The sequence below is a fragment of the Auraticoccus monumenti genome (assembly GCF_900101785.1).
In the GTDB taxonomy this organism is placed as follows: Bacteria; Actinomycetota; Actinomycetes; order Propionibacteriales; family Propionibacteriaceae; genus Auraticoccus; species Auraticoccus monumenti.
Genome location: NZ_LT629688.1, coordinates 316,425 through 340,080, shown reverse-complemented (window position 1 = coordinate 340,080; position 23,656 = coordinate 316,425). Strand labels below are relative to the sequence as shown.

The following is a 23,656-nucleotide window of genomic DNA, read 5'->3' as shown; positions in this document are numbered from 1 at the left end:
GCTCAGGCGGCGGTGCTGGCCACCCGGCGCTCCGCGGGAGCCGCGGTGCGCGGACGCCGGCTCCCGGCCAGGACGTCCTGGGTGGCCGCCACGACCTCGTCGAGCCGGGGTCGGCGGGTGGGCTCGGGCTGCGGGCCGGCGGCGTCGGTGCGGGCGCGACGCAGGTGGCGCTTGACGGTGGAGAGGGAGCAGCCCAGGCGGTGGGCCAGCGTCTCCAGGCTCTCGTCGGGGTTGGCGCGGCGCAGGCGGAGCACCTCGTCGTGGTCGACCTGGCGGTTGGGTGACATCACGCCAGCCAGGGTGTCGAGGTCCTCGGGGACGACGGTGATGCCGAGGCGGCGGCGGATCTCGCCGCGCTGGCGCTGCGTGGTCTGGGCCACGAAGCCGGCGACGTCGTGCTTGACCACGGCGTCGTAGAGGCAGCTCTTGAGCAGGGGGCAGGTCTCGCAGATGTTGCGGGCCTTGCGCACCATCATGGTGGCCTGGCGGCGCTCGTCGGCGTCGGCTCCGGCACTCAGACCCTCGTCCAGCACGGGGTGCTGGAACAGGTCGGAGAATTCGGTGCAGCTCGGCACGGGGCCGTTCGTAGAAAGCATTCTGGTTCCCCCCAGGATGTGCGGTTCAGGTGGCGCTTCCGGAGGGTGTGACGTCCCGGTCCCCCGGTTCGGTTCCCCCTCGTTTCGGCGCCGCGCCAATCGTGGCAGACCCGCGCCCCTCTGCACAGGGGTTGTGCGTGCTCATCTACCCGAACCTCGCTGTGCGCCTACCTCAGCACTTGTGAGTACAGGTACTCATGCATTCTGAGTGGTCCACGACCTTGCAGGACGCAGCTATTCCTGGAGGTCGAGAAAAGCGGCGGCCACGGCCCGAGACAATGAACGGCGGGTGAACGCCGAAAGGCATTCACCCGCCGTGGTGGAGCGGGAGGGGAGGTGGGTCAGAGGTACATGCCGCTGCCGCGCTGCGGTCCGGGCTGCGGCGGGTGCTCCGCCCCTCCGGGCAGCGCGCGCCGCATCTGCTCCAGCTGGGCCCGGGCGGCCATCTGCTGGGCGAAGAGCGCGGTCTGGATGCCCTGGAACAGGCCCTCGAGCCACCCGACCAGCTGGGCCTGGGCGATCCGGAGCTCGGCGTCGGAGGGGACCTCGTCGGCGGTGAAGGGGTCGGCCAGCCGCTCCAGCTCCTGGGCCAGCTCGTCGGAGAGACCGGACTTGAGCTCCTGCACCGCACCGGCGTGGATGTCGCGAAGCCGGGCCCGGCTGGGGTCGTCGAGGGGGGAGGACCTGACCTCCTCCAGCAGGGTGCGGATCATGGTGCCGATCCGCATCACCTTGGCGGGCTGCTCGACCATGTCGGTCACCGAGGCCCCGCCGTCCTCGCCCTCCTGGCCGCCCTGGACGACCTCGGGCACGACCTCCTCGCCCTCGACACCCTCGGCGCCGGGGGCCTGCTCGACCGCCATCCCGTTGGGGGTGACCACGACGGTGCGCCCGTCCTCGGTCTGCCCCGCGTAGACGGGCACCTGCCCGCGCCCGCCCTCTGCCTGGTTCTCCGTCATGACCCCGAGTCTAGGCACCGGCCGGTGGTCGTCCCCGGCGGGCGATACTGGCTGCGTGCTGCACGTCGAGCTGCTTCCGGACGACCCCTTCGAGACGCGCCTCCGCGCGGACTGGGAGGCCCTGGAACGCCTCGACCTGCCCAACCTGTCGCGTCACCGCTCGACCTCCAACCGCCCGCACGTCACGCTCAGCGTCCACTCCGACGACGTGCTGGCCGACGACCCGGCCGGCGGCCGGCCCCGGGGTCCGGCCCGGGAGGCGCTGGCCGACCGGCTGCAGCAGGGGCTGCCCCTCCCGCTGCGGCTCGGGGCGCTCTCGGTGTTCGGCAGCGGCCCCTACGTGCTGGTGCGGACGCTGGTGGTGAGCACCGGGCTGCTGGCCCTGCACGCGGGCGTGCAGGAGCTCCTCGGCCCGCCCTGCGTCGCCCACTGCGAGGTCGGACGGTGGGTCCCGCACACCACGGTGGCCCACCGTCTGGACGCCGACCAGGTGGCCCGGGCGCTGTCCGTCCTCGACCCGTCGCCGCCGCCCGGGACGCTGGTCCGCGCCCGGCTGTGGGACTCCACCCGGCGGGTGCTGGAGGACCTGGCCTGAGGGGGGCCGGCGGCGGTCAGCCCGCCCCGCCGCCGTCGGGGTGGTGGCGCACCAGCACCCGCGGGAACCCGTTGGAGACCGAGGAGGTGGGTGCGGCCACCACGAAGCCGTGCGCCTCGAAGAGCGCCCGGGTCCCCACGAAGGCCATGGTGAGGTCGACCCGCTGGCCCTGGTTGTCCACCGGGTAGCCCTCGACGGCCGGGGCGCCCTGCTCGTAGGCGTAGGCCGTGGCTCCCTCCAGCAGGGCGTGGGAGACGCCCTGGCCGCGGTGGCCGGGGCGGACCCTGATGCACCACACCGACCACACCGGCAGGTCGTCCAGGACGGGGATGGTGCGGGAGCGGGCGATGGGCAGCTCCGACCGCGGGGCGACCGCGGCCCAGCCGACGACCTGCCCGTCTCGGGAGGCCAGCACGCCGGGGGCGACCGGCCGGCGGCAGAGCTCGCGGACGTGCTCGGCGCGGGCCGGCCCGACCAGCGACCGGTTGGTGCGCGAGTCCAGCCGGTGGCTCAGGCACCAGCAGACCGAGGCGTCCGGGCGGGGTGCTCACGACGACGAGGCTACGCCCGGGTCGGTGCCGGGGTAATGGGTTCGCGAACTGTCCGAACCGGTCCCTAGGCTGACGGCACCATGCCACTCTTCCCACCGCGCGTCACCGCCTACACCGAGGGCTCCACCGAGGTGCCGGACACGCGCAGCCCGGCACGGTTCCTGCTCTGGCTGATCGGCTACCAGAAGGGCCTCTTCCTGGCCCTGGTGGCCGTGGGCGTCTTCTGGTTCCTCCCCGGCGCGGTCGGGCCCTACCTGCTGGGCCGGGCGGTCGACACCGGCGTCTCCACCGGCGACTGGGCCGAGGTGGTGCGGTGGAGCGCCCTGCTGCTGCTGACCATCCTGGGCGGGGTGGCCGCCGGCATCATCGGTCACACCCTGGAGGTGGGGTCCTGGCTGATCACCCTCTACGGCACGGTGCAGCGGGTCACCCGCAAGAGCGTGCAGATGGGTCACGTGCTCCCGCGCCGCACCCCGACCGGTGAGGTGCTCAGCGTCTCGGCCAGCGACTCCGACACCTTCGGGGCCACCCTCGTCGTCGGTGCCCGGGCGGTCTCGGGTCTGATCGCCTTCGGCGTGGTGGCCGCGCTGGTGCTCAGCACCTCGGTGCCGCTGGGCGTCGTCGTGCTGGTGGCCGCGCCCCTGCTCGTCCTCGCCGCGGCCCCGCTGCTGCGCCCCCTGCACCGCACGCAGGCGGTGGAGCGCAGCCGGGTCTCGGAGCTGACGTCGATGGCCACCGACATCGTGGCCGGGCTGCGGATCCTGCGGGGCATCGGCGGGGAGGCCACCTTCGGGCGCAACTACGCGGTGAAGTCCCAGGAGACCCGCCGCGCCGCGGTCCGGGCCGGGGCCTGGCAGGCCGCGGTGGACGCCCTGGGCGTGCTGCTCTCCGGGCTCTTCCTGGTGATGCTGACCTGGCTGGGGACCCGGGAGCTGATCGCCGGCCGGCTGACCATCGGCGAGCTGATCTCCTTCTTCGGCTACGCCGTCTTCGTGGTGCTGCCGATCCAGATCTTCTTCGAGGCGGTGCGCGCCTGGGTGCAGGGCCTCGTCTCGGCGCGCAAGGCCATCGCCGTGCTCGGGCTCCGCCCGCCGTGGCAGCCCCCGGAGACGCCGCGAGCCATCCCCGCCGACGCGGTGCTCGAGGACGAGCGCTCCGGGCTGGTGCTGGACAACGGCCGGCTGACGGTCGTGGTCAGCGGTCTGCCTGACGACTCCGCGGCCCTGGCCGACCGGCTCGGCCGCTACCTGCCCGACACCGGCACCCCGGCCAGCATCGAGGTCGACGACAGCCTCAAGGGCGCGGCCCGGCGCCGGGCCAAGACCGACGTGGCCGAGCGGCTGGCCACCCGGGCCCGTGAGGACGAGGAGCGCGCCCGGGCCCGCTGGGGCGTCACCCTGGGCGGGATCGACCTGTCCGAGCTCGACCTCGCCGGGCTCCGCTCCCACGTCCTGGTCAGCGACACCGCCGGCATGGTGTTCGCCGGCACGCTCCAGCAGGCCCTGGACCCGCACGGGCGGGCCACCCGCGAGCAGGCTGAGACCGTCATGGTCGCGGCCTCCGCCGACGACGTCTACGAGGCCCTGCCCGGCGGCTGGCAGGGCGTGCTGGACGAGCGCGGGCGCGGCCTCTCCGGCGGGCAGCGCCAGCGGCTGGTGCTGGCCCGCGCCCTGCTGGTCGACCCGCCGGTGCTGGTGCTGGTCGAGCCCACCTCCGCGGTGGACGCCCACACCGAGGCCCGCATCGCCGAGCGCGTGGCGCGGCTGCGTCGCGGGCGGACGACGCTGGTCATGACGGTCTCGCCGCTGTGGCTGCACCACGCCGACGAGGTGGTCTGGCTGGACGAGGGCCGCGTGGCGGCACGGGGGTCGCACACCGAGCTGCTGTCCGAGCCCGGTTACCGCCGGGTGGTCGCACGGGGGATGGAGGCCGTCGATGCCTGAGTCGACGATCCTGGCCAGCGAGCCGGAGTGGTTGCAGCACTCCGCCCGCAGCTGGCGCGAGGGCGCCACGGCCGAGCCTCGGGTGCCGGTCGGGCTGGAGGTGCCGCGCGGGGTCGGGGCGGGTGAGCGGATGCGTGCGTGGCGGGGCCGCCACCGGCTCCGTGCCGCCCGCGCCGAGGCCTACTTCCTCTCCTCGCGGGCGCCCGAGCGTGGTCTTCCGGTGGCCCCGGCCAGCGCGGTCACCGGGTTCCTCGGCGAGCTGCTCGGCCACCGCCGCACCAAGGTGGCGCTGCTGCTGCTGGCCAACATCGCCGCGGCGGTGACGGGTCTGGTGGTGCCGCGCATCCTCGGGTCGCTGGTGGACCGCGCGGCCGGCGGCGACACCGTGCTGGCCGGGCTCAACGCGCTGGCCATCGCGGTGGCCTCGGTGGTGGTGCTGCAGTCGCTGCTCACCTTCGGTGCCCGGTTCTCCTCCGCGGTCGTCGGCCAGGACGTGCTGGCCTCGGCCCGGGAGAGCGTGGTCCGCACGGTGCTGGCCCTGCCGCTGGGTCGGGTCGAGAGCGCCAGCAGCGGCGACCTGGTCACCCGGGTGACCCGCGACGTCTCGGCCATGAGCAACTCCGTCCAGCACGCACTGCCCCAGGCGGTGATCGCCGGCGCCACGTCGGTGCTGACCATCGTGGCCCTGCTGCTCAACAGCCCGCTGCTGGCGGTGCCCTCGCTGATCGCGCTGGTGCTGGTCAGCGTGCCGGTGCGGCGCTACCTGCGTCACGCGCCCAAGGGCTACATCACCGAGGGCGGCACCTACTCCACGATCAACACCACCTTCACCGAGACGGTCGAGGGCGCCCGGACCATCGAGGCCCTCGGTCTCCAGCGCCACCGGATCTCCGCCGGCGACGACGACGTGGCCGAGTCCAGCCAGGCCGAGCGCTACACGATGTCGTTGCGGAACCTGATGTTCGGCTGGATCGACCTGGCCTACAACACCCCGCTGGTCGCGGTGGTGCTGGTCGGCACCTACGGCTACCAGCAGGGGTGGGTCAGCCTGGGCGAGATCACCACCGCGACGCTGTACGTGCAGGCGCTGGTCGAGCCGGTGGACCGGCTGATCGCCAACGTCGACCGGCTCCAGGTGGGTATCGCCTCGACCACCCGGCTGCTGGGCATCCGGCAGGTGCCGCAGGACCGCGAGCCCGGCGACGCGCGCCCGGACGGGGTCGACCTGCTGGCCCGCGACCTGCGGTTCGCCTACCGCGAGGGCCACGACGTCCTGCACGGGGTCGACCTGCGGCTGCGCCCGCGGGAGCGGCTGGCCGTGGTCGGCCCGAGCGGGTCGGGCAAGTCCACCCTGGGCCGGCTGCTGGCCGGCATCAACCGTCCGCGCACCGGGTCGGTGACCGTGGGCGAGGTCGAGCTGACCGAGCTGCCGCTGGACGTGCTGCGCACCGAGGTCGCGCTGGTCACCCAGGAGCACCACGTGTTCGTCGGCACCGTCCGCGACAACATCGTGCTGGCCCGTGAGGACTCCGCCGACGACGTGGTGGTCCGGGCGCTGCAGGCCGTCGACGCCTGGGAGTGGGTGGAGCGGCTGGAGAACGGGTTGGACACCATGCTCGGCAGCGGCCACACCAGCCTGACCCCGGCGCAGGCCCAGCAGATCGCGCTGGCCCGGCTGGTGGTGGCCGACCCGCACACCCTGGTGCTGGACGAGGCCACCTCGCTGATCGACCCGCGCACCGCGCGCGACGTCGAGGGCTCGATGTCGGGGCTGCTGGCCAACCGCTCGGTGGTGGCCATCGCGCACCGGCTGCACACCGCCCACGACGCCGACCGGATCGCGGTGGTGATCGACGGGCAGATCGTCGAGCTGGGCAGCCACGACGAGCTGGTGGCCCACGACGGGGAGTACGCGGCCCTCTGGCGGGCCTGGACGTCCTGACCGACCCTCTGGCTGACGGGGGGGTGGCGGGCTCGAGGTCTCCGGGGGTGCTGCCTCTCAGGTGACCCTGGGCCCGAAGGCCCAGGCCACCATCAGTGGGAGCTCGGCCCGCCAGAAGGGGTCGCCGTGCCCGCCGGCCCGCTCCCGCAGCACGACGTCGGCGCGCGCCCGCTGCAACGCGTCGTGCCACCGGGTGGCGTTCTCGAGGAAGAACGGCTCCTCGGTGCCGGCGACGAGGTAGACGCGAGGGAGGGGGCCCGGCAGCTCGCTGGGCGGCCGGAAGCCGCCTCCCGGGGAGGCGGAGAGGACCGCGCCGTAGACGTCCGGGTGGCGCAGCCCCAGGGCGAGGGCGAGCTCCCCGCCGGCGGACACGCCGCACACCGCCGTCCGCCCGGCCGGCAGGGAGACGCCGAGGCGCGTCCGGACCCAGTCGCGGACGTCCCCGACGAAGAACGCCTCGTGCGCGGCGAACCGTTCCGGCGCGATGGTCGGGGAGTACTCGCCGAGGCGCACCACCTCGTCCTCGTCGGGCGTCCGGTGCACACCGACGACCATCGTGGGTGGTGCGTCGGTCGACCCGAGGTCCCGGCCCCACGGTCCGATCAGCTGCCCGTCCCCGGCGAAGACGACGGCCTCGGGCGTCATCGGCGGCCGGTACACCGTGACCTGCCGTCCGCCGTCGTGGTCGAGCGTCGCGGTGACGAGCTCGCCTGCTGCTGAGCCGGCCATGGGTCGTCCTCCTCCGTGGTCGTCGGGGTGGCAGGAGAGGGGTCAGGCGCGGGTGACGTCCCAGACGTGGTGCTCGAGGTCGTGCAGGGCGTAGACGCCGAGGGTCCAGGTGGTGAAGACCGAGCCGTTCGACCGGCGTCCGGGGCGCTCCCAGGCGTCGCCGCGGACGGCCGCGAAGGAGCCGGCCAGCCGCTCGGCCGCCGCGTCCAGCTCCTCGCCCACCCGGCCCGGGTCCTGCTCGGCGTAGCGCTCGGCGACCGCGGTGGCGTCCTGGTCCCAGTTGGCGTACTCGGGGTCGTCGTGGGTGAGCAGCAGCTGCAGCCGTTCGGCCATCACCCCGCAGACGTCGCGGACGTGGGCCCCGTACTCCAGCACCGACCAGGTCGAGGGGTCGGGTCGTCCGCGGGCGCCGGGCCGGCCGAGGGCGGCACCGACGCTCGTGGCCGCGGCGAGCAGCCGTCCGGGCAGGTCCGCCCACTCGACGGCCGTCGGGTCGAAGCCGCAGTCGGCGCAGGGCTGCTGCAGCACCCAGGTCCAGTCCTTGGTGTCCGGGATGATGGCCATGGCCGCACGCTAGCGCCGACGACCGGCCGGTGGGGACGCCGTCCGCACCGCTCCCCGCCCCTGCGAGCGCCGGGACCGGCTCCACCGTCCGGGCCGCGGGAGCCGGGCTATCGTGGCGCGGGTCCGTCACCTCCGAGGAGACCACCCGTGCGCGTCCTCGCCGCCGCCCTGGCCGGGCTGGTGCTGCCCGCAGCCGCCGCCCTCGCCCCGTCCCCGGGCGGCCGTCCCGGCCGGTCCATCCTCCCCGCCGAGCTGCCCCGGGTGCTCTCCGGCGGCGCCTGGCCCACCAGCCACGTGCAAGGCCTGGCGGTGGACCGGGAGGCGGGCGTCGTCTACTACTCCTTCACCCAGCTGCTGGTGAAGACCGACCTGGCCGGCGCCGTCCTGGGTACGGTCACCGGGCTCACCGGGCACCTCGGCGACCTGACCCTCGACCCCCGCGACGGCCGGGTGCACGGCTCGCTGGAGTACAAGGCCCAGGAGGCCTTCTACGTCGCGGTCTTCGACGGCGCCCGGATCGACCGGGTCGGCATGGACGCCGAGGCCGACGGCGTGATGACCACCGTGCACCTGGCCGAGGTGGTGGAGGACTTCACCGCCGACATGGACGGGGACGGGGTCTTCGACGGCGACACCGCCGCCACCGCCGACCACCGCTACGGCTGCAGCGGCATCGACGGTGTGGCCTTCGGGCCGAGGCTGGGCTCCCGGGGCGGGGAACCGGTGCTGGTGGTGGCCTACGGCGTCTACGGCGACGTGGGGCGCGAGGACAACGACCACCAGGTGCTGCTGGAGTACGACGTGTCGGGCTGGTCGCGGTGGGAGCGCCCCCTCAGCCAGGACGCGCCGCACCGCTCCGGGCCCAGCCGTCCGGACCGCAAGGTGTTCGTCCCGACCGGGAACACCCGGTTCGGGGTGCAGAACCTGGCCCACGACGAGCGCAGCGGGAGCTGGCTGATGGCGGTCTACCCGGGCAGCAAGCCGCACCTCCCGAACTACTCCCTCTACGTGGTCGACGGTTCGGTCGAGCCCCGGGACGGTCAGGTGGTCGGGCAGCCCGAGGCCGAGCGGGGGCTGGTCCTCCCGCTCGCCCCCGCCGGCCTGCACCACGAGCCCAGCGGCATCCGGGGCTACGAGCTCGAGGACGGTGGCTACGGCCTCGCCCCTGTGGGGGACGGCTGCTTCTACCTCGTCCGGGGCCGGGAGGTGGTCGAGGACGGCGTGCTGAAGCAGGACGCCACCGCCGTCCTGCACCGGTGGACCGGCGAGCTGCCCATCCCCTTCGCGCCGGTCCCCTGACCCTGGCGGCACCCCGTGGAGAGGGAGCACCGCCGGCGAGCCCCCTCGCGGGAGACCGCTGAGGGGTGAGCGGGTCCCGGCGGAGGCGCCGCCGCGGGTCTGGGTGGCGGTGGCAGGATCGGGGTGTGCCCGCCGCCGACCTGCCCACCAAGGACTGCGTCGTCTGCGGTCGGACCATCACCTGGCGGAAGAAGTGGGAGCGCAGCTGGGACGAGGTCCGCTACTGCTCCGACGGCTGCCGGCGGCGCTCCCGCAGCCGGTCCGGAACCGACGCGGAGCTGGACGACGCCCTGCAGCAGCTGCTGGACGCCCGGCCGGCGACGTCGACCATCTGCCCGTCGGAGGTGGCGCGGGCCGTCGGCGGTGAGGACTGGCGGGAGCTGATGGAGCCGGCGCGGATGGCCGCCCGCCGCCTGGTCGCCCAGGGCGGGGCCGAGATCACCCAGGGTGGCCGCGTGGTCGACCCGAGCACCGCCAAGGGTCCCATCCGGATCCGCCGCCCCCGCTGAGCCGCCCGCTGTCCGTCGACGCCGCGTCGCCGGACGCCCGGGCCGAGCTGCGCCGGCTAACCCCCGGAGGAGGGGTCGCCGAGGGCGTCCAGCGCCTCCTCGGCCTCCTCGCGGGCGGCACGGGCGGCGTCGAGCTCGTCCGCGGCCCGGTCCAGGGCCTCCCGCGCACCCTCGGTGGTGGTCCGGGCCTCCTCCTCGGCGGCCTCGGCCGCCTCCAGCTCGGCCCGCAGGTCGGCCACCTCCTGGCTGCGGCGGTCGAGCTCCTCGGCCGCCTCGCGGTGGGCGTCCTCGGCGGACGCGGCGGCGTCCTCGGCAGCCTCCGCCGCCGCCGTGGCCGTCTCCAGGGCGCGCCGCGCGTCGGTGAAGGCGCGGATCCGGGCCTGCTCGGCCTCCTTCTCCTCGCGGGTGCGCCGGCGTGAGCGGGCCTGGTCCAGGCTGGCGACGGGCTCCGGCTGGCGCGGCCGGGTGGACCCGGGGCTGACCATGCCGAAGCCGCTGTAGCTGGCGGCCCGCGTCATCCGTCCCGCCCGCACGTCCTCGGCCACGTCCGGGTCGGCCAGCGCGGCCTGCAGCGTGCCGGCCACCTCGGCCCGGACCGCCTCGGTGGTCGGGTGCCCGTGCTCGGCGGCCAGGGCGGCGGCCCGGCGGGTGAGCGCCTCCACCACCGCGGTGCGCTGGGCCGCGAGCGGGCGCAGCTCGTCGGCCGACAGGGTCTGGTGGGCGGCGCGCAGGGCCTCACCCAGGTCGACCAGGTCACCCACCGAGTCCGTCTCCTCCCGGGCCAGCAGGTTCACCACCCAGGCCGACACGGTGGGGCGGCGCAGGGCCTTGACCCGGGCGGACAGCGGCCGGTCACCGGCCGTGCGGGCGCGGGCGGCCAGGTCGTCGCGGGCGGCCACGAAGTCACCGGGCTCGAGGGCGAACAGGCCCGGCAGCTCCGCCTCCAGCGACCCACCGTCCTCCGCGTCCGGCACCGCTCAGACCACCAGCACGATCTTGCCGTGGCTCCGGCCGGACTCCAGCAGGGCGTGGGCCTCGGCGGCCTGCTCCAGCGGGAACCGGGTCTCGTGCGCCGGGCGGACCCGGCCGTCGGCCAGCATCGGCCACACCACCTCCCCGACGCGGGCGCAGATGGCGCTCTTCTGCTCCACCGGCCGTGAGCGCAGCGCCAGCGCGCTGACGCTCGCCCGACGGGCCAGCAGCGCCCCCAGGTCGAGCTCGCCGCGTCGTCCGCCCTGCATGCCGATCACCAGCAGGTGCCCGTCGGCGGCCAGCACCGAGACGTTGTCGGTCAGGTAGGAGGCGCCCATCACGTCCAGCACCGCGTCGACACCGCCGGGAGCGGCCGCCCGCACCGCCGCCGGCCAGTCGGCGTGGTAGTCGAAGGCCTCGTCGGCCCCGAGGTCCAGGCAGTAGGCCAGCTTGTCCGCGCTCCCGGCGGTGGTCAGCACCCGGCAGCCCAGCGCGCGGGCGTACTGCACGGCGAAGGAGCCGATGCCGCCGGCGCCGCCGTGGACCAGCACCGTCGCGCCGGCGCCCACCCCGGCGTGGTCGAGGTTGGACACCACGGTCGCCGCCACCTCGACCAGGCCGCCTGCGGTGACGAGGTCGACGCCCGGCGGCGGGGTGATCAGCTGACCGGCCGGGACTCCCACCAGCTCGGCGTAGCCGCCGCCGGCCAGCAGGGCCACGCAGTCCTGACCGGGCTGCCAGCCGTGGACGCCGGCGCCGACGGCCGCCACGGTGCCCGAGCACTCCAGACCCAGCGTCTCCGGCGCGCCCGGCGGGGGCGGGTAGTGGCCCTGGCGCTGCAGCAGGTCGGCCCGGTTCACCCCGGCCGCCCGCACCCGCACCAGCACCTCGCCCGGACCGGGGGAGGGGTCGGCGACCTCGCCGATCCCCAGCACCTCCGGACCACCTGCACCCTCGCACCGCACCGCTCGCACGACGTCAGGGTGCCACACGCCCGGTGGCCCCGTCGGCGCCGGAGGCCACCGTCCCGGGCCGATATGCTGTGGTGCTCCGGGGCCCGTCCCCGGCCTGGCGGGGTCGCATAGTGGACTAGTGCAGACGCCTTGAAAGCGTCCGAGCGGGAGACCGTTCCGTGGGTTCGAATCCCACCCTCGCCGCCGCGAGACCATCCGTCACCGACCCAGGGAGAGCACCGCGATGAGCGTGCACCGGTTCCGTCCACGACTGCCGATGCGGGCGCTCACCATCGGCGCGGCCCTGGAGGTGGCCGGCGCGGTGCTGGCGGTGGTCCTCGAGTCGACCACCGGGCAGCTGGCCTGGGTGATCCCCGGGGTGGTGCTGCTGCTGCTGGGGACCACCCTGATCGCGCTCGCGCTGCTCTCCTCCACCCGCAACGCCGCCGAGGTGGAGCTCACCGAGGAGGGCTACCGGGTGAGCAACCGGCAGGGCGAGCGCTCCGGCCGCTGGAGCGAGGTGTCTGCGGTGAAGCAGTCGGTCACCGGGGAGCGGCTCACCTTCGTGGGCTCCGACGGCACGGACGTGCACGTGGTGGCCACCGAGGGCGGCATCGCCGCGCTGTCGGCCGAGGTCACCCAGCTGATGAACCGCAGCCGGGGCTACGGCCAGCTCTGAGCGGGCTTCACCGGACCACGGTGGGGTGCGGCTCCTCGTAGGAACGGCGGGCCGACTCGGGGTCCCAGGCGCAGGCGTCCTGGTTGGACTGGCTGGCCTCGGTGGGCTCGGGCGAGGAGGTCGACCCGCCGTCGGCGGAGGACGACGCGCTGGGCTCGGGGGAGTCCGACGGCTCCGCGGACGGGCTCTCCTCCGCGCCGGTGGGCTCGCTGGAGGCCTCCGACGTGCGGGGCTTCTGCTCCGTCTCGTCCAGCGCCTTGGCCACCCGCTTGCGCACCGCGGTCCAGTCCGGGTTGGCGGAGATGAAGCCCTGCTCGCCGTTGACGAAGAGCACGCTGCGTGACTTGCCGTCCTTGGCCCGCAGCGCCAGCTCCAGCAGCGCGGGCAGCATCTCCTGCGGGACGTCGGTCTGGGCGATGTCCTTCGACGCCCGGGCGATCGCCTCGTAACGGGTGATGATCGTCTGCGGGTTGGCCTGCTTGATCACCGCGTCGACGACGCAGCGCTGGCGGCCCATCCGCTTGAAGTCGTCCCCGCCGTAGCGGCCGCGGGCGAACCACAGGGCGTCCCAGCCCTTGAGGTGCACGTTCTCCCCGGGCTCCAGCCAGCGGTCGGGGTAGATGCCGCGGTCGGTGTTGCCGCCGACCGGCACGTGGGTGTTGATGTTGACCGTGATCCCGCCGAGGGCGTCGACCATCTCGGCGAACCCGTCGAGGTCGACCAGGGCGTAGTAGTCGATGTCCAGCCCCAGGGCCTCGCTCACCGACACCTTGAGGACGTCGGCCCCCTCGTGGTCGGTCTCGCCGACCGCGCCGGGGTTCTCGGCCGGGATCCGGCTGTACATCGCGTTCAGCGCGTACTCCTGGTTGTCGCCGTCGTAGCCGTCGTAGAACCCGTTGGGGTAGATCTCGTCGAGCTCGCTGCCGTCGGGGAAGGGCATCCGGGCGGTGTTGCGGGGCAGGCTGATCAGGGTGGTGTCACCGGTGGAGGTGTCGACGCTGGCCACGATCACGGTGTCGGTGCGGATCCCGTCGGACTCGCTGCGACCGTCGCCGCTGTCCCCGCCGAGCAGCAGCACGTTGAGGCGCTCCGTGCCGGCCCAGGGGTCCGCCTGGCCGGGCTCGACCGTGGGCCGGGTGGCGGACTTGCTGTCGCCCTGGCTCTTGAAGAGGGAGGCGACCACGCCGGCCTGGTCGTGGGAGTAGCGGGCGGCGACGGCCATCGGGGCCGCGACCACGAAGGCCAGCACGGCCACCAGGACGCCGCTGAGCGCACGCTGCGCGGTGGCCAGCCCGCGCGGGCGGAGTGCCAGGTTGGTCGTCACGATCACCGCGACCCACAGCACGGCCACCACGGCCAGGGCTGCGGAGAGGGCGTTCAGCGACGACGGGTCGACGGCCACGGCCAGCAGGGAGGAGCGTCCGACCAGGGCCCACAGGCCCAGACCGAGGACCGCGGCGAGGAAGATCCCGAGGACGATCCCGCCGGCGACGCGGTGGCCGGCCCGGATCAGCCCGGCACCGGGGAGCAGGGCGCCCAGGGTCGTCCACCCGGCGCTGCGGGAGAAGGCGGCCTGCTGCTGGTCGGCATGACGGCCGCCGCGGGCGGACGCCGGGCCGTCGGGCGTCGGGGTGGAGGCGCTCATGGCTGCGGCCGGGTCGTCGGCGCGGGCGTCGGTCGTCTCATGCCTGGACACCTCCGGCTCGGGCTGCGGCCGTCGGGTCCGACGGCCGGTCGGTGCCGCACCTGCGGATCGGGCGTCGTCCCGGGGAGGCAGGCCGCGTCGCGGCGCCTTCCCGGTGGCTTCGTCGTCGGCCACGGGCGTGCTCCTGTTGTCTGGGTGGGGGGATCCAGGCGGCCCAGTGTAGGCGAGCACCGGAGCGGCCCGGGTGTCGTCGGCACCACGGCCGCCCCGGGTGTGCTAGGAGCGCCTTTGCGGCCGTCGGTGCTGGACCGGTAGGCTGACCGGGCGCCTGGAGGCGTCGCCTAGTCCGGTCTATGGCGCCCGCCTGCTAAGCGGGTTGAGGGCTTCAACCCTCTCGCGGGTTCAAATCCCGCCGCCTCCGCCAACACGCCGGCCCCCACGGGATTCACTCCCGCGGGGGCCGTCGTCGTCGGGCGCTCAGGCCAGCGAGCTGCGCAGCGTCTCCAGCTCCTCGTGCAGGGCCGCCGGCAGCCGCGGACCGAGGGAGGCGAACCACTCCTCGATCCTCGGCACCTCCTCGCGCCACTCGTCGGCGTCGAAGGCGACGGCCCGGGCGACCGTGTCCTGGTCGGTGTCCAGACCGCGGAGGTCGAGGTCGCCGGGCTCGGGCAGCAGGCCGGCCGGGCTCTCCACCGCCCCGACGGCGCCGTCGAGGCGCTGGGTGATCCAGGCCAGCACACGGGAGTTCTCCCCGAACCCGGGCCACAGGAAGCGCCCGTCGGCGGACTTGCGGAACCAGTTGACGTAGAACACCTCGGGGAGGCGGACGCCCTCGCGCCCGGCCATCGACAGCCAGTGACCCAGGTAGTCCGCGGCGTGGTAGCCGATGAAGGGCAGCATCGCCATCGGGTCGCGGCGGACCAGGCCGACCTCCCCGGTGGCCGCGGCGGTGGTCTCGCTGGAGCAGGTGGCACCCATGAAGACGCCGTGCTGCCAGCTGCGGGCCTGGCTGACCAGGGGGACGGTGCTGGCCCGCCGCCCGCCGAAGAGGATGGCGTCGATCGGGACGCCGGTGGGGGAGTCGAAGTCGTCGGCCAGGACGGGGCACTGGCTGATCGGGGTGCAGAAGCGGCTGTTGGGGTGCGCGGCCGGGGTGTCGTCCTCGGGCGTCCAGGCCCGGCCCTGCCAGTCGGTGGCGCGCCGGGGGGCGATGCTGGTCATCCCCTCCCACCAGACGTCGCCGTGGTCGGTGACCGCGACGTTGGTGAACAGCGAGTTCCCGGACTCCATGGTGCGCATGGCGTTGGGGTTGGTGGTCCAGCCGGTGCCGGGGGCCACGCCGAAGAGCCCGTTCTCGGGGTTGGTGGCGTACAGGCGGCCGTCCTCCCCGACGCGCATCCAGGCGATGTCGTCGCCGATCATCTCCGCGCGCCATCCGGGAAGCGTGGGCTGGATCATGGCCAGGTTGGTCTTGCCGCAGGCGCTGGGGAAGGCGGCAGCGACGTGGTAGCGCCGGCCCTCGGGGGAGATCAGGCGCAGGATCAGCATGTGCTCGGCCAGCCAGCCCTCGTCGTGGGCCATCACGCTGGCGATCCGCAGCGAGTAGCACTTCTTGCCCAGCAGCGAGTTCCCGCCGTAGCCGGACCCGTAGGACCAGACGGCCCGTTCCTCGGGGAAGTGGGCGATGTACTTGGTCGCGTTGCAGGGCCAGGGGACGTCGGCCTGGCCGGGCTCGAGCGGGGCGCCGACGGAGTGCAGGCAGGGGACGAAGTCGGCGTCGCCGTCGGCGGTCATGGCCGCGAGCGGGGCGCTGCCCATCCGGGTCATGATCTTCATCGAGGCGACCACGTAGGGGGAGTCGGTGATCTCGACGCCGAACCTGGGCTCGTGGGCGTCCAGCGGTCCCATGCAGAACGGGATGACGTACATCGTCCGTCCGCGCATGCTGCCCCGGTACAGCTCGGTCATGGTGGTCTTCATCTCCGCGGGGTCCACCCAGTGGTTGGTGGGGCCGGCGTCGGCCTCGTCGGCGGAGCAGATGAAGGTGCGGTCCTCGACCCGGGCGACGTCGTCGGGGTCGGTGCGGGCGTGGAAGGAGTTCGGGCGGGCCAGCGGGTCGAGCCGGATGAGGGTGCCGGTGCGGACCATCTGCGTGGTCACCCGCTCCCACTCCGCCTCCGAGCCGTCGCACCACTGCACGGCGTCCGGCTGGGTCAGCTCGGCGACCTCACGGACCCACGCCAGCAGGCGGGCGTGGGTGGTCGGGGCGGCGAGGCGTTCGAGCTGCAAGGTCATCCGGGATCCTCCGAGTCGTGGGTGGTGCTCCTGAGTAGTACCAGTGAGCAAGTGGTCCGACAGTAGCCCACGAGACATGCTGGTCACATACCAAACCGGGCACTGGTCTGTGAGACCTGTCACCCCGGTGGTCTGCACCAGGAAGGACATGGCGGAGCCGTCCGCGTGGCGGCGGGACGAAGGGGATTTGTGCCTCGTGCGCCGAGGTGGCAGACTCATCCCTCGGTTCGATCCGGCGCTCGTAGCTTAACGGATAGAGCACCTGACTACGGATCAGGAGGTTGGGGGTTCGAATCCCTCCGAGCGCGCAGCACAGCCCCTGTCACGAGTGATCGTGGCAGGGGCTGCGTCGTTCCCAGGCCGATCAGCCTGCCTTCCGCGGGGCGGGGGACCGGGTCAGCGCAGCGGCAGGCGGGTGATCCAGTACTCCGCCGTCCCCGGTGAGGCGACGCCGAAGCGGGCGTTCACCGCCCAGAGGGATCCGGCGGCGACGGTCGCGGTGGAGGGGACGTCGAGGGTGTCGTCGCGCAGGGCCGTCACCCAGTGCGCGGACCAGCCGTCGCGCCCGCGCCGCAGGGTGAGCACCGCGACGGAGTCGTCGGAGGAGCCGCGGACGTCGTAGAGGGTGCGGCCGGAGCGCTCCAGACCGTCCCCGGCGACCAGACCGGGGCCGCCCACGACGGGGATGGCTCGTGCCTCGCCGGTCTCGGGGGAGACCTCCCACAGACCGCCGACCCGGCTGTTGTTCAGCACCAGCCCGCCGTCGGGGAGGGTGCGGATCCCGTTCGCGTTGATCGCCGTCCCGTCACCGGCCGGCCAGGCGCCGCCCAGGGGGAGGAAGCGGGGAGCAGCGCCGGTGGGACGTCCGCGCCGGAGGTCGATGGCGGTCAGGCGGTCGACACGGCTGTCGGTCACCCAGACGGTCGTGCGAGTGACCACGAGGTCGTTGAGGAACACCGCGCCGGGGACGACGACGTCCGCGACGACCCGTCCCGACCGCGGGTCCACCGCCCAGACGTGGCCGGTGGTGCCGACGTTCCCCGCCGCCCAGAGCAGCCGGGTGCGCTGGTCGAGGAACAGCCCGCGGACCTGCCGCCCGGTCGCGCCGGGCAGCAGCACCTCCACCTCCCCGCTGCACAGGTCACCGGTGACGATCCGCCCGTCGGCGAGCGAGCCGACGTAGAACGTGCTGCCCGGGCCGGAGGTGATGCCCTCCGGCCGCAGCCCGTCCGGGAGCCGCACGGTCTCGACCCGGCGGCAGCTGCCGCGACCGGCGGGGGCGCCGCCCCGCCCGCCCGGCTGGGCAACCGCCCCGGCGGCGGGGAGCGCCGACGTCGCCGCGGCGGCGGCACCGGTCACCAGCAGCGTGCGGAACAGGTCGCGTCGACTCGGCATGCCCCATCTGAACACGCCGATCGTGCCCGGACAAGGGGCGGGACACTCCTCCACCCGTACCCGTACCCGTACCCGCACCGGCGCGGCAGCGAACCGCGACCCGTACCCGCACCGGCGCGGCAGCGGACCGCGATCCGGTGGACCGGGTCCACGGCCCGGGTTCGGGACGCCACGGGGAGAGGTCCGGGAGGAGACGCCGGTCGATGGGCGGGAAGCACCGGGGGAGCCGACCTCCCCGGCGGTTGGCCTGGGCGGGTCGGCCGGTGGGTGAGGATGGTCCCGTGGATGCAGACGTCGTGGTGGTCGGGGCAGGGCTCGCGGGGCTGGTGGCCGCGGCGGAGGCCGCCGACGGCGGGGCCCGGGTGGTGGTCCTGGACCAGGAGCCGGAGGCCTCCCTCGGCGGACAGGCCTGGTGGAGCTTCGGCGGCGTCTTCCTGGTCGACACCCCCGAGCAGCGGCGGATGGGCGTCCGCGACTCCCTCGACACCGCCCGGCGCGACTGGATGGGGACGGCGGCCTTCGACCGCGACTCCGACCACTGGCCGCGTCGCTGGGCCGAGGCCTACCTCGACTTCGCGGCGGGGGAGAAGCGGTCCTGGCTGCGTCGTCAGGGCGTGCGGTTCTTCCCGGTGGTCGGCTGGGCCGAACGCGGGGACGGCCGGGCCCGTGGGCACGGCAACTCGGTCCCGCGCTTCCACATCGTCTGGGGCACCGGTCCGGGCCTGGTCGCCCCGTTCGAGCGGCGGGTCCGCGCCCACGTCGAGGCCGGGCGGGTGGAGCTGCGCTTCCGGCACCGGGTCGACCGCCTGGGCATGACCGGCGGCGCGGTGACGGGGGTGGCCGGCAGCCGGCTGGTGCCGAGCTCGGTCACCCGGGGCGAGGCGAGCTCGCGCGAGGTGGCGGGGGAGTTCGAGCTGTCCGCCCCGGCGGTGCTGGTGACCTCCGGCGGCATCGGCGGCGACCTGGATCTGGTCCGCGCGAGCTGGCCGGCCCGGCTGGGTCCGCCGCCGCAGCGGATGGTGGCCGGCGTCCCGGCCTCGGTGGACGGCCGGATGCTGGCCATCAGCACCCGGGCCGGGGCCAGCCTGATCAACGCCGACCGGATGTGGCACTACACCGAGGGCCTGCAGAACTACGACCCGGTCTGGGCCGACCACGGGATCCGGATCCTGCCCGGGCCGTCCTCGCTGTGGGTGGACGCCACCGGGAGCCGCCTGCCCGACCCCTGCTACCCCGGCTTCGACACCCTGGCCACGCTGGCCCACCTGCGCGGCACCGGCCACGACCACTCCTGGTTCGTGCTGACCGACCGCATCGCGGAGAAGGAGCTGGCGCTGTCCGGCTCGGAGCAGAACCCGGACCTCACCGGGAGGAACCTGGCGCTGCTGAGCCAGCGGCTGCGCCCCGGCCCCACCGCCCCCGTCCGGGCCTTCCTGGACCACGGCCTCGACGTCGTCCGCGCCGAGGGGGTCAGCGAGCTGACCGCCGCCATGAACACCCTGCAGGGCGAGGACCTGGTCGTCCCCGACGTCCTCCACCAGGCGCTGCAGGAGCGCGACGCGGCGATCGGCGACCCGACCTCGACCGACCCCCAGGGCGTGGGTGTGCGACGTGCCCGCGGCTACCTCGGCGACCGGCTGATGCGGGTGGCCACCCCGCACCGCCTGCTCGACCCCGACGCCGGCGGGCTGATCGCCATCCGGCTGCACCTGCTCAGCCGCAAGACCCTCGGCGGGCTGGAGACCGACCTGGACGGCCGGGTGCTGCGCCCGGGCGGTGAGGTGCTGCCCGGTCTGTGGGCGGCGGGTGAGGTGAGCGGCTTCGGCGGTGGCGGCATGCACGGCTACAGCTCGCTGGAGGGGACCTTCCTCGGTGGCTGCCTGTTCTCCGGGCGCCAGGCCGGGCGCTCGGTCGCCGCCTCGGTGTGACCGCCGGACCCGCCCGTCGGCGGGTCGCTGAGGTCAGTCCACCGGCGTCGCGCCCGGCTCGAAGTCCTCGGTGACGGCCTCCCGCTCGTGCTCGAGGGCGTCGGACGTGGACTCCCCGGCCTGCTCGCCGATCCGCGGGGTGGGCTGGTCGGAGGAGCCGCGCTCGTGGACCTGCTGCACCAGCTCGGCCTGGTCGTCGGAAGGGGTGGTCGGCATGTCGGTCATGCCCGGGCTGTACCCGCCCACGCCCGGTCATCACCTCGTGCGGCGCATCCTGCCGTCCACGCCGCCCGCCACGCGACGAGCGCGTCAACGGTGAACATCGAGCACGGCAGTCGGTGCCGGATGTGCACCGGTCTCCTGGTGCCCGCCAGACGCCCGGAACACGGCGGGGACCTGATCGGTGGGCGCGTCAGCCGACCGGGACGGCCACCGTGCCCACGGGCTCGGAGAACGGGGAGACCCGGACGGCGAGGGTGACGTCCCAGCTGCCGGCCACCGGGACGTCGACGTCGGCGCGGAACTCCCCGGGCCGGTCGGTGGGGACCAGCTCGTGCTCCAGCGGTCCCAGCCCCTGCGCGGGGAGGGACAGCCGGACGGTGGGCGCGGCCTCCGGTTCGAGGGGTGCGCCGTCGGCGGTCTGCAGGGTCACCAGCACCTGGTTGGCCCCCGTCACGGCCGGGGTGAGCAGCACGGTGGCGCGGGCGTCGCCGAGGTCCAGCGGCTGGGCGACGGGGCTGACGGTGGTCACGCCGTGGCTGTGCCCGCCGCCGCTGGACAGCGGGTCGGCGGAGATCAGCACGCCGGTCAGCGCCACCACCGCCACCAGCAGACCCAGCTCGTTCAGCAGCGTCCGGCGCAGCCCCGACCAGGCCTCGCCGTCGCCGTCCAGCCTGGGCAGCACCACCCGCCGGTTCCACCCGGCCAGCACCAGCACCACGGCCACCAGCCCGAGCTTCACCAGCAGCGCCCGCCCGTACTCCGTGCCCACCAGGTCGGCCCACCGCTCCAGCACCAGCACGGCCATGGTGGTACCGGTCACCGCCAGCAGCAGCACCGAGCCGGCGGCCAGGGCGGAGAAGCGACGGACCACCTCGACCGGACGCGCCCCGGCTGCCCGCAGCGCCAGCACCAGGGCCAGTACGCCACCCACCCACACCGACCCGGCCAGCCCGTGCGTCAGGTCGGAGACGACCATCAGCCAGGCCGGCCCGTAGGTGCGCGTGTGCCCGGCGACCGGCAGCGACGCGACGGCCAGCCCGGTACCGAGGAGCACCAGGGCGGTGGGCGGCGATTCGCGGCGTGCGCCCGCCGCCCGCCCGTCCCGGTGCCCGGGCCCCTCCGTCGGGAGGGCGCCGGCCGTCCGGGGCCGGCGCAGGCCCCGGGCGTGGGCGAGGGCCAGCAGGGCCAGCCCGCTGACGGCGACGCCCGCGGAGAGCGCGGCGGGGGCGCACAGGAGTTCCGGCCAGGCCCCAGCACCGGCCAGCGCCGCGGGGCCGACCCCCTGAAGGGCCAGCCACTCCACCGGGACGTGCAGCAGCGCGGCCGCGGCGCCTCCCGCGGCGGAGACCGTCACCGCCCGGTCGAGGGAGGCGGGGGCGTCGGCCCGCAGCACCAGGAGTCGGGCGCCGGCCAGCCCCACGGCCACCAGCAGGCCCAGCACGGCGAGGCTGCGCAGACCTACGTCCAGGGTGTCCAGCCAGGAGCCGCCGGTGTCGGGAGCGGCCGGCGGGTCCGCGCTCGGGGCGCCGACGGAGAAGGTGACCACCCCCGCGACCGGGTGGGAGTCGGCCGAGACCACCCGCCAGCTGAGCAGGTGCGTCCCCTCGCCGAGGTCGGCGGGGAGGGGGACGGTGACGACGTCGTCCCGCGCGGTCGCGGTCAGCACCTCCGCCCGCCCGTCGGCGCGGAGCAGCCGCATCCCCTCCACCGCCGGCGAGACCGGCTCGGTGAAGTCCAGGGCCACCTCGCCGGGCGCGGTCGGCAGCACCGTCCCGGTAGCCGGGGTCGAGCCCTCCAGTCCGGCGTGGGCGCGAGCGGCGGGGGCGCCGGACAGCAGGACGAGCACGGTGAGGGCCGCCCCGACCAGCAGACGCCGGAGGAGGCGGTGCCGCCCCTGTTCGCCGTCGGAGTGGTGGCGGCCTGCGGTCATGCCCCCCGCTTGGAGCTCCGCACCAGGGCCGTCACACCGGTGGCCAGGCCGGCCAGCCCGGCCACCAGCCCGGCGGCACCCAGACCGGTGCCGAGCCCGTCGGCGGTCGCAGCGGCCTGGGTCGGTGCGGCGTCCGTCTGCTCCGCGGCGGCCTCGTCGGACCCGGTGCCGGCGTGGTCGCCGTGCTCGTCACCGGCGGCCGCCACCTCCACCACCGGGGCGGGGCTGTCCAGGTCGTGCGGGTCCTGGCCGTCGGCGGCCACCTGGACCCAGGCGGTCTCGTCCTCGGCGCAGGTCTGCACCACGGGGAAGGCCAGGGCGGTGCCGGCGGCGTCCTCGGGCAGGGTGAGCTGCAGCGTGACGGTCTCGCGGTAGCCGTCCGGCACCGGCGCGCCGGCGGTGAAGACGACCTGGTCGACCCGCTCGGTGAGCTCGTTGCCGTGGCTGTCGGTGACCGGCTCCTCGAGCTGGGCCATCACCTTGTCGACCTCCCAGCCGGGCTGCAGCTCGGGGGAGACGGTGTTGACGCCCTCGGGCACCTCGAAGGTCAGGCCGGTGGTGGGGGAGCCCTCGCACCCGTGGCTGAAGCTGAACTGCAGCACGGCGGACGTCCCCGCGGCGGCGTCGGTGGGGGTCACGGTGACGTGGGCCGAGGCAGGCAGGGCCGGGACGGCCCACAGGGCCAGACCAGCGACGACGAGGAGGGAGCCGGCACCGGCTCGGCGGGTGGTGGAGCTCATGGGGGTGGGGCGCCTCTCTGACTGCTGACCGCTACTACGACACACCGTAGTGCACACGCGAGCCGTGGCCCCAGCCCGGGGACCCAGGGCGGCTCAGGTCACCAGGAGCGGTGCGACCATCGCCACCATACCGGCGCCCATCGCCACGTGCGCGGCGTGCCAGGGCAGCCGGGACCCGCCCTGCCCACCGGTCACCACGGGCACCGTGGCGGTGACCGAGAGGACGGTCCCGCTGACCAGCAGCACCAGCACGGCCACCCCCGAGAGCACCGTCAGAGGGCCGGCGGCGGCGGTCGCGCCGTGCAGCGCCGGCATGGCCAGCAGCATCCACACCATGGCCACCATCATCACCACGTGCAGCCAGGGCAGCCAGGCGCCGCGGTCGCTGTGCTCGCGGTGCCGGGACGGACGGTCCGGCGGCAGCACCGCCATCAGCACGAACCACACCGAGGCGGCGGCGAACACCACCACCTGGGGGATCACCGGGACGGCCGTCCCCCAGGGCCAGGCCATGGCCACCATCGACAGGCTCATCACCACGTGGAAGGCGTCGCAGACCCGGTCCGCCCAGCTCCCGCCGCGGATGCCGTGGCCGGTGAACCAGGCAGCGGTCAGCGCGAACACGGCCGTCAGCAGGCCGCGCGCCAGGGCGTCCTCCACCATGCTCGTGCCTCACCTCGTCCGTCGCGACGCCGGCCACCCTACTGCCCGGCCCCCGCGGCCCCGCCCGCCCGGGCTCTGGCACGCTGCGGACATGAGCCTGCCCATCCACCCGCACCTGCTGGTGCTGCGCACCGCCGCCACGCTCGTCCTGTCCGTGCTGATCGGCCAGGTCGGCTGGGCCGCGGCGGCGATCGGGGGCGACCCCTCCTACTTCGGGACCCACCGCTGGTGGGCCTGGCTGACCGTCGCGGTCTGCCTGCTCAGCCTGGTCGCCTACGTCGTGCTGCGCCGCAGCGCCGGGACGGTCCTGCTGGTGCTGGCGGCGGTGGTGGCCGTGCTGCCGCTGGTGCAGATCGCGCTGGCGGAGTCGGACCTGGTCGCCCTGCACATCTTCCTCGGGGTGCTGACGGTGATGGTCGGCACCGCCCTGACCAGCTGGACCTACCGGCACACGCTGCCCGAGCACGCGACCGCTGCCTGATCCCCGACGACGACCGAGCCCGTCACCCGGGTGCGGGTGACGGGCTCGGTGGTCGACGCTCGAGCG

General features: G+C 74.8%; 22 protein-coding genes and 3 tRNA genes. 11 read left to right on the top strand and 14 right to left on the bottom strand.

Going from position 1 to position 23,656, the window contains the following annotated elements; translation table 11 throughout:
* Window positions 1-2: 2 nt before the first annotated feature.
* Window positions 3-575, bottom strand: a complete 573-nt coding sequence (locus BLT52_RS01585; protein WP_172803969.1) for a WhiB family transcriptional regulator — start codon at window positions 573-575, stop codon at window positions 3-5.
* A gap of 362 nt (window positions 576-937) precedes the next feature.
* Complete coding sequence (locus BLT52_RS01580) at window positions 938-1,555, bottom strand: bacterial proteasome activator family protein (protein WP_090589987.1); 618 nt, start codon at window positions 1,553-1,555, stop codon at window positions 938-940.
* A gap of 55 nt (window positions 1,556-1,610) precedes the next feature.
* Between BLT52_RS01580 and BLT52_RS01575 the strand changes: the two genes are divergently transcribed.
* Complete coding sequence (locus BLT52_RS01575; RefSeq protein ID WP_157676912.1) at window positions 1,611-2,150, top strand: 2'-5' RNA ligase family protein; 540 nt, start codon at window positions 1,611-1,613, stop codon at window positions 2,148-2,150.
* Window positions 2,151-2,166: 16 nt separating this feature from the next.
* On the opposite strand, the gene BLT52_RS01570 is transcribed toward BLT52_RS01575, so the two are convergent.
* Window positions 2,167-2,628 (bottom strand): GNAT family N-acetyltransferase, encoded by a 462-nt coding sequence (locus tag BLT52_RS01570; protein WP_269457599.1) that lies wholly within the window; start codon window positions 2,626-2,628, stop codon window positions 2,167-2,169.
* Window positions 2,629-2,781: 153 nt separating this feature from the next.
* Between BLT52_RS01570 and BLT52_RS01565 the strand changes: the two genes are divergently transcribed.
* Window positions 2,782-4,644 carry an ABC transporter transmembrane domain-containing protein gene (locus BLT52_RS01565; protein ID WP_090589980.1) on the top strand — a complete coding sequence of 621 codons (1,863 nt, stop codon included), beginning with the start codon at window positions 2,782-2,784 and terminating at the stop codon, window positions 4,642-4,644.
* Complete coding sequence (locus BLT52_RS01560; RefSeq protein WP_090589977.1) at window positions 4,637-6,586, top strand: ABC transporter ATP-binding protein; 1,950 nt, start codon at window positions 4,637-4,639, stop codon at window positions 6,584-6,586. Before BLT52_RS01565 ends, BLT52_RS01560 begins: the two co-directional genes overlap by 8 nt.
* 57 nt (window positions 6,587-6,643) lie before the next feature.
* Here the strand turns inward: BLT52_RS01560 and BLT52_RS01555 are convergent, their stop codons facing one another.
* Window positions 6,644-7,315, bottom strand: coding sequence for an alpha/beta hydrolase (locus BLT52_RS01555; RefSeq protein ID WP_090589976.1), 672 nt, complete (start codon window positions 7,313-7,315; stop codon window positions 6,644-6,646).
* Window positions 7,316-7,357: 42 nt separating this feature from the next.
* Window positions 7,358-7,879 (bottom strand): DinB family protein, encoded by a 522-nt coding sequence (locus tag BLT52_RS01550; protein ID WP_090589973.1) that lies wholly within the window; start codon window positions 7,877-7,879, stop codon window positions 7,358-7,360.
* Window positions 7,880-8,026: 147 nt separating this feature from the next.
* Here BLT52_RS01550 and BLT52_RS01545 point away from each other — a divergent pair, with 147 nt between their 5' ends.
* Window positions 8,027-9,178 carry a hypothetical protein gene (locus BLT52_RS01545; protein ID WP_090589971.1) on the top strand — a complete coding sequence of 384 codons (1,152 nt, stop codon included), beginning with the start codon at window positions 8,027-8,029 and terminating at the stop codon, window positions 9,176-9,178.
* 125 nt (window positions 9,179-9,303) lie between these two features.
* Complete coding sequence (locus tag BLT52_RS01540) at window positions 9,304-9,687, top strand: DUF2256 and DUF3253 domain-containing protein (RefSeq protein WP_090589969.1); 384 nt, start codon at window positions 9,304-9,306, stop codon at window positions 9,685-9,687.
* A 56-nt stretch (window positions 9,688-9,743) separates the two neighbouring features.
* Here BLT52_RS01540 and BLT52_RS01535 read toward each other — a convergent pair whose 3' ends face one another.
* Together BLT52_RS01535 and BLT52_RS01530 are read right to left on the bottom strand one after the other, a co-directional pair.
* Window positions 9,744-10,661: a hypothetical protein gene (locus BLT52_RS01535; RefSeq protein ID WP_197679150.1), complete on the bottom strand. Its 918-nt coding sequence runs from the start codon at window positions 10,659-10,661 to the stop codon at window positions 9,744-9,746.
* Window positions 10,662-10,664: 3 nt separating this feature from the next.
* On the bottom strand, window positions 10,665-11,633 hold the full coding sequence (locus BLT52_RS01530; RefSeq protein ID WP_090589966.1) for an NAD(P)H-quinone oxidoreductase: 969 nt from the start codon (window positions 11,631-11,633) through the stop codon (window positions 10,665-10,667).
* A 96-nt stretch (window positions 11,634-11,729) separates the two neighbouring features.
* Here BLT52_RS01530 and BLT52_RS01525 point away from each other — a divergent pair.
* Together BLT52_RS01525 and BLT52_RS01520 are read left to right on the top strand one after the other, a co-directional pair.
* A tRNA-Ser gene (locus tag BLT52_RS01525) sits at window positions 11,730-11,816 on the top strand.
* A 40-nt stretch (window positions 11,817-11,856) separates the two neighbouring features.
* Window positions 11,857-12,291 carry a hypothetical protein gene (locus BLT52_RS01520; protein WP_157676911.1) on the top strand — a complete coding sequence of 145 codons (435 nt, stop codon included), beginning with the start codon at window positions 11,857-11,859 and terminating at the stop codon, window positions 12,289-12,291.
* Window positions 12,292-12,298: 7 nt separating this feature from the next.
* Here the strand turns inward: BLT52_RS01520 and BLT52_RS01515 are convergent, their stop codons facing one another.
* The gene (locus tag BLT52_RS01515; RefSeq protein ID WP_157676910.1) at window positions 12,299-13,936 is read right to left on the bottom strand and encodes an LCP family protein; all 1,638 of its coding nucleotides are present in this window, start codon (window positions 13,934-13,936) and stop codon (window positions 12,299-12,301) included.
* Window positions 13,937-14,266: 330 nt separating this feature from the next.
* On the opposite strand from BLT52_RS01515, the gene BLT52_RS01510 reads away from it, so the two are divergent.
* Window positions 14,267-14,360 (top strand) — tRNA-Ser (locus BLT52_RS01510).
* A gap of 53 nt (window positions 14,361-14,413) precedes the next feature.
* On the opposite strand, the gene BLT52_RS01505 is transcribed toward BLT52_RS01510, so the two are convergent.
* Window positions 14,414-16,231 carry a phosphoenolpyruvate carboxykinase (GTP) gene (locus tag BLT52_RS01505; RefSeq protein ID WP_090589959.1) on the bottom strand — a complete coding sequence of 606 codons (1,818 nt, stop codon included), beginning with the start codon at window positions 16,229-16,231 and terminating at the stop codon, window positions 14,414-14,416.
* 235 nt (window positions 16,232-16,466) lie between these two features.
* On the opposite strand from BLT52_RS01505, the gene BLT52_RS01500 reads away from it, so the two are divergent.
* Window positions 16,467-16,539: transfer RNA gene (locus tag BLT52_RS01500), tRNA-Arg, on the top strand.
* A gap of 88 nt (window positions 16,540-16,627) precedes the next feature.
* Here BLT52_RS01500 and BLT52_RS01495 read toward each other — a convergent pair.
* Entirely contained in the window at window positions 16,628-17,626 is a 999-nt protein-coding gene (locus tag BLT52_RS01495; protein ID WP_090589956.1) for an SMP-30/gluconolactonase/LRE family protein, read from the bottom strand.
* 281 nt (window positions 17,627-17,907) lie between these two features.
* Between BLT52_RS01495 and BLT52_RS01490 the strand changes: the two genes are divergently transcribed.
* Window positions 17,908-19,554, top strand: a complete 1,647-nt coding sequence (locus BLT52_RS01490) for an FAD-binding dehydrogenase (RefSeq protein WP_231946445.1) — start codon at window positions 17,908-17,910, stop codon at window positions 19,552-19,554.
* Between the two features lie 33 nt (window positions 19,555-19,587).
* Here the strand turns inward: BLT52_RS01490 and BLT52_RS01485 are convergent, their stop codons facing one another.
* The 4 genes from BLT52_RS01485 to BLT52_RS01470 form a co-directional block, all read right to left on the bottom strand.
* Window positions 19,588-19,779, bottom strand: a complete 192-nt coding sequence (locus tag BLT52_RS01485; RefSeq protein ID WP_157676909.1) for a hypothetical protein — start codon at window positions 19,777-19,779, stop codon at window positions 19,588-19,590.
* A 187-nt stretch (window positions 19,780-19,966) separates the two neighbouring features.
* Complete coding sequence (locus tag BLT52_RS01480) at window positions 19,967-21,706, bottom strand: copper resistance CopC/CopD family protein (protein WP_090589949.1); 1,740 nt, start codon at window positions 21,704-21,706, stop codon at window positions 19,967-19,969.
* Window positions 21,703-22,446 carry a YcnI family copper-binding membrane protein gene (locus BLT52_RS01475; protein WP_090589947.1) on the bottom strand — a complete coding sequence of 248 codons (744 nt, stop codon included), beginning with the start codon at window positions 22,444-22,446 and terminating at the stop codon, window positions 21,703-21,705. Before BLT52_RS01475 ends, BLT52_RS01480 begins: the two co-directional genes overlap by 4 nt.
* 93 nt (window positions 22,447-22,539) lie before the next feature.
* The gene (locus BLT52_RS01470; RefSeq protein ID WP_090589945.1) at window positions 22,540-23,109 is read right to left on the bottom strand and encodes a DUF5134 domain-containing protein; all 570 of its coding nucleotides are present in this window, start codon (window positions 23,107-23,109) and stop codon (window positions 22,540-22,542) included.
* 91 nt (window positions 23,110-23,200) lie between these two features.
* On the opposite strand from BLT52_RS01470, the gene BLT52_RS01465 reads away from it, so the two are divergent.
* Window positions 23,201-23,590, top strand: a complete 390-nt coding sequence (locus BLT52_RS01465; protein WP_090589942.1) for a hypothetical protein — start codon at window positions 23,201-23,203, stop codon at window positions 23,588-23,590.
* The last annotated feature ends 66 nt before the right edge of the window (window positions 23,591-23,656 follow it).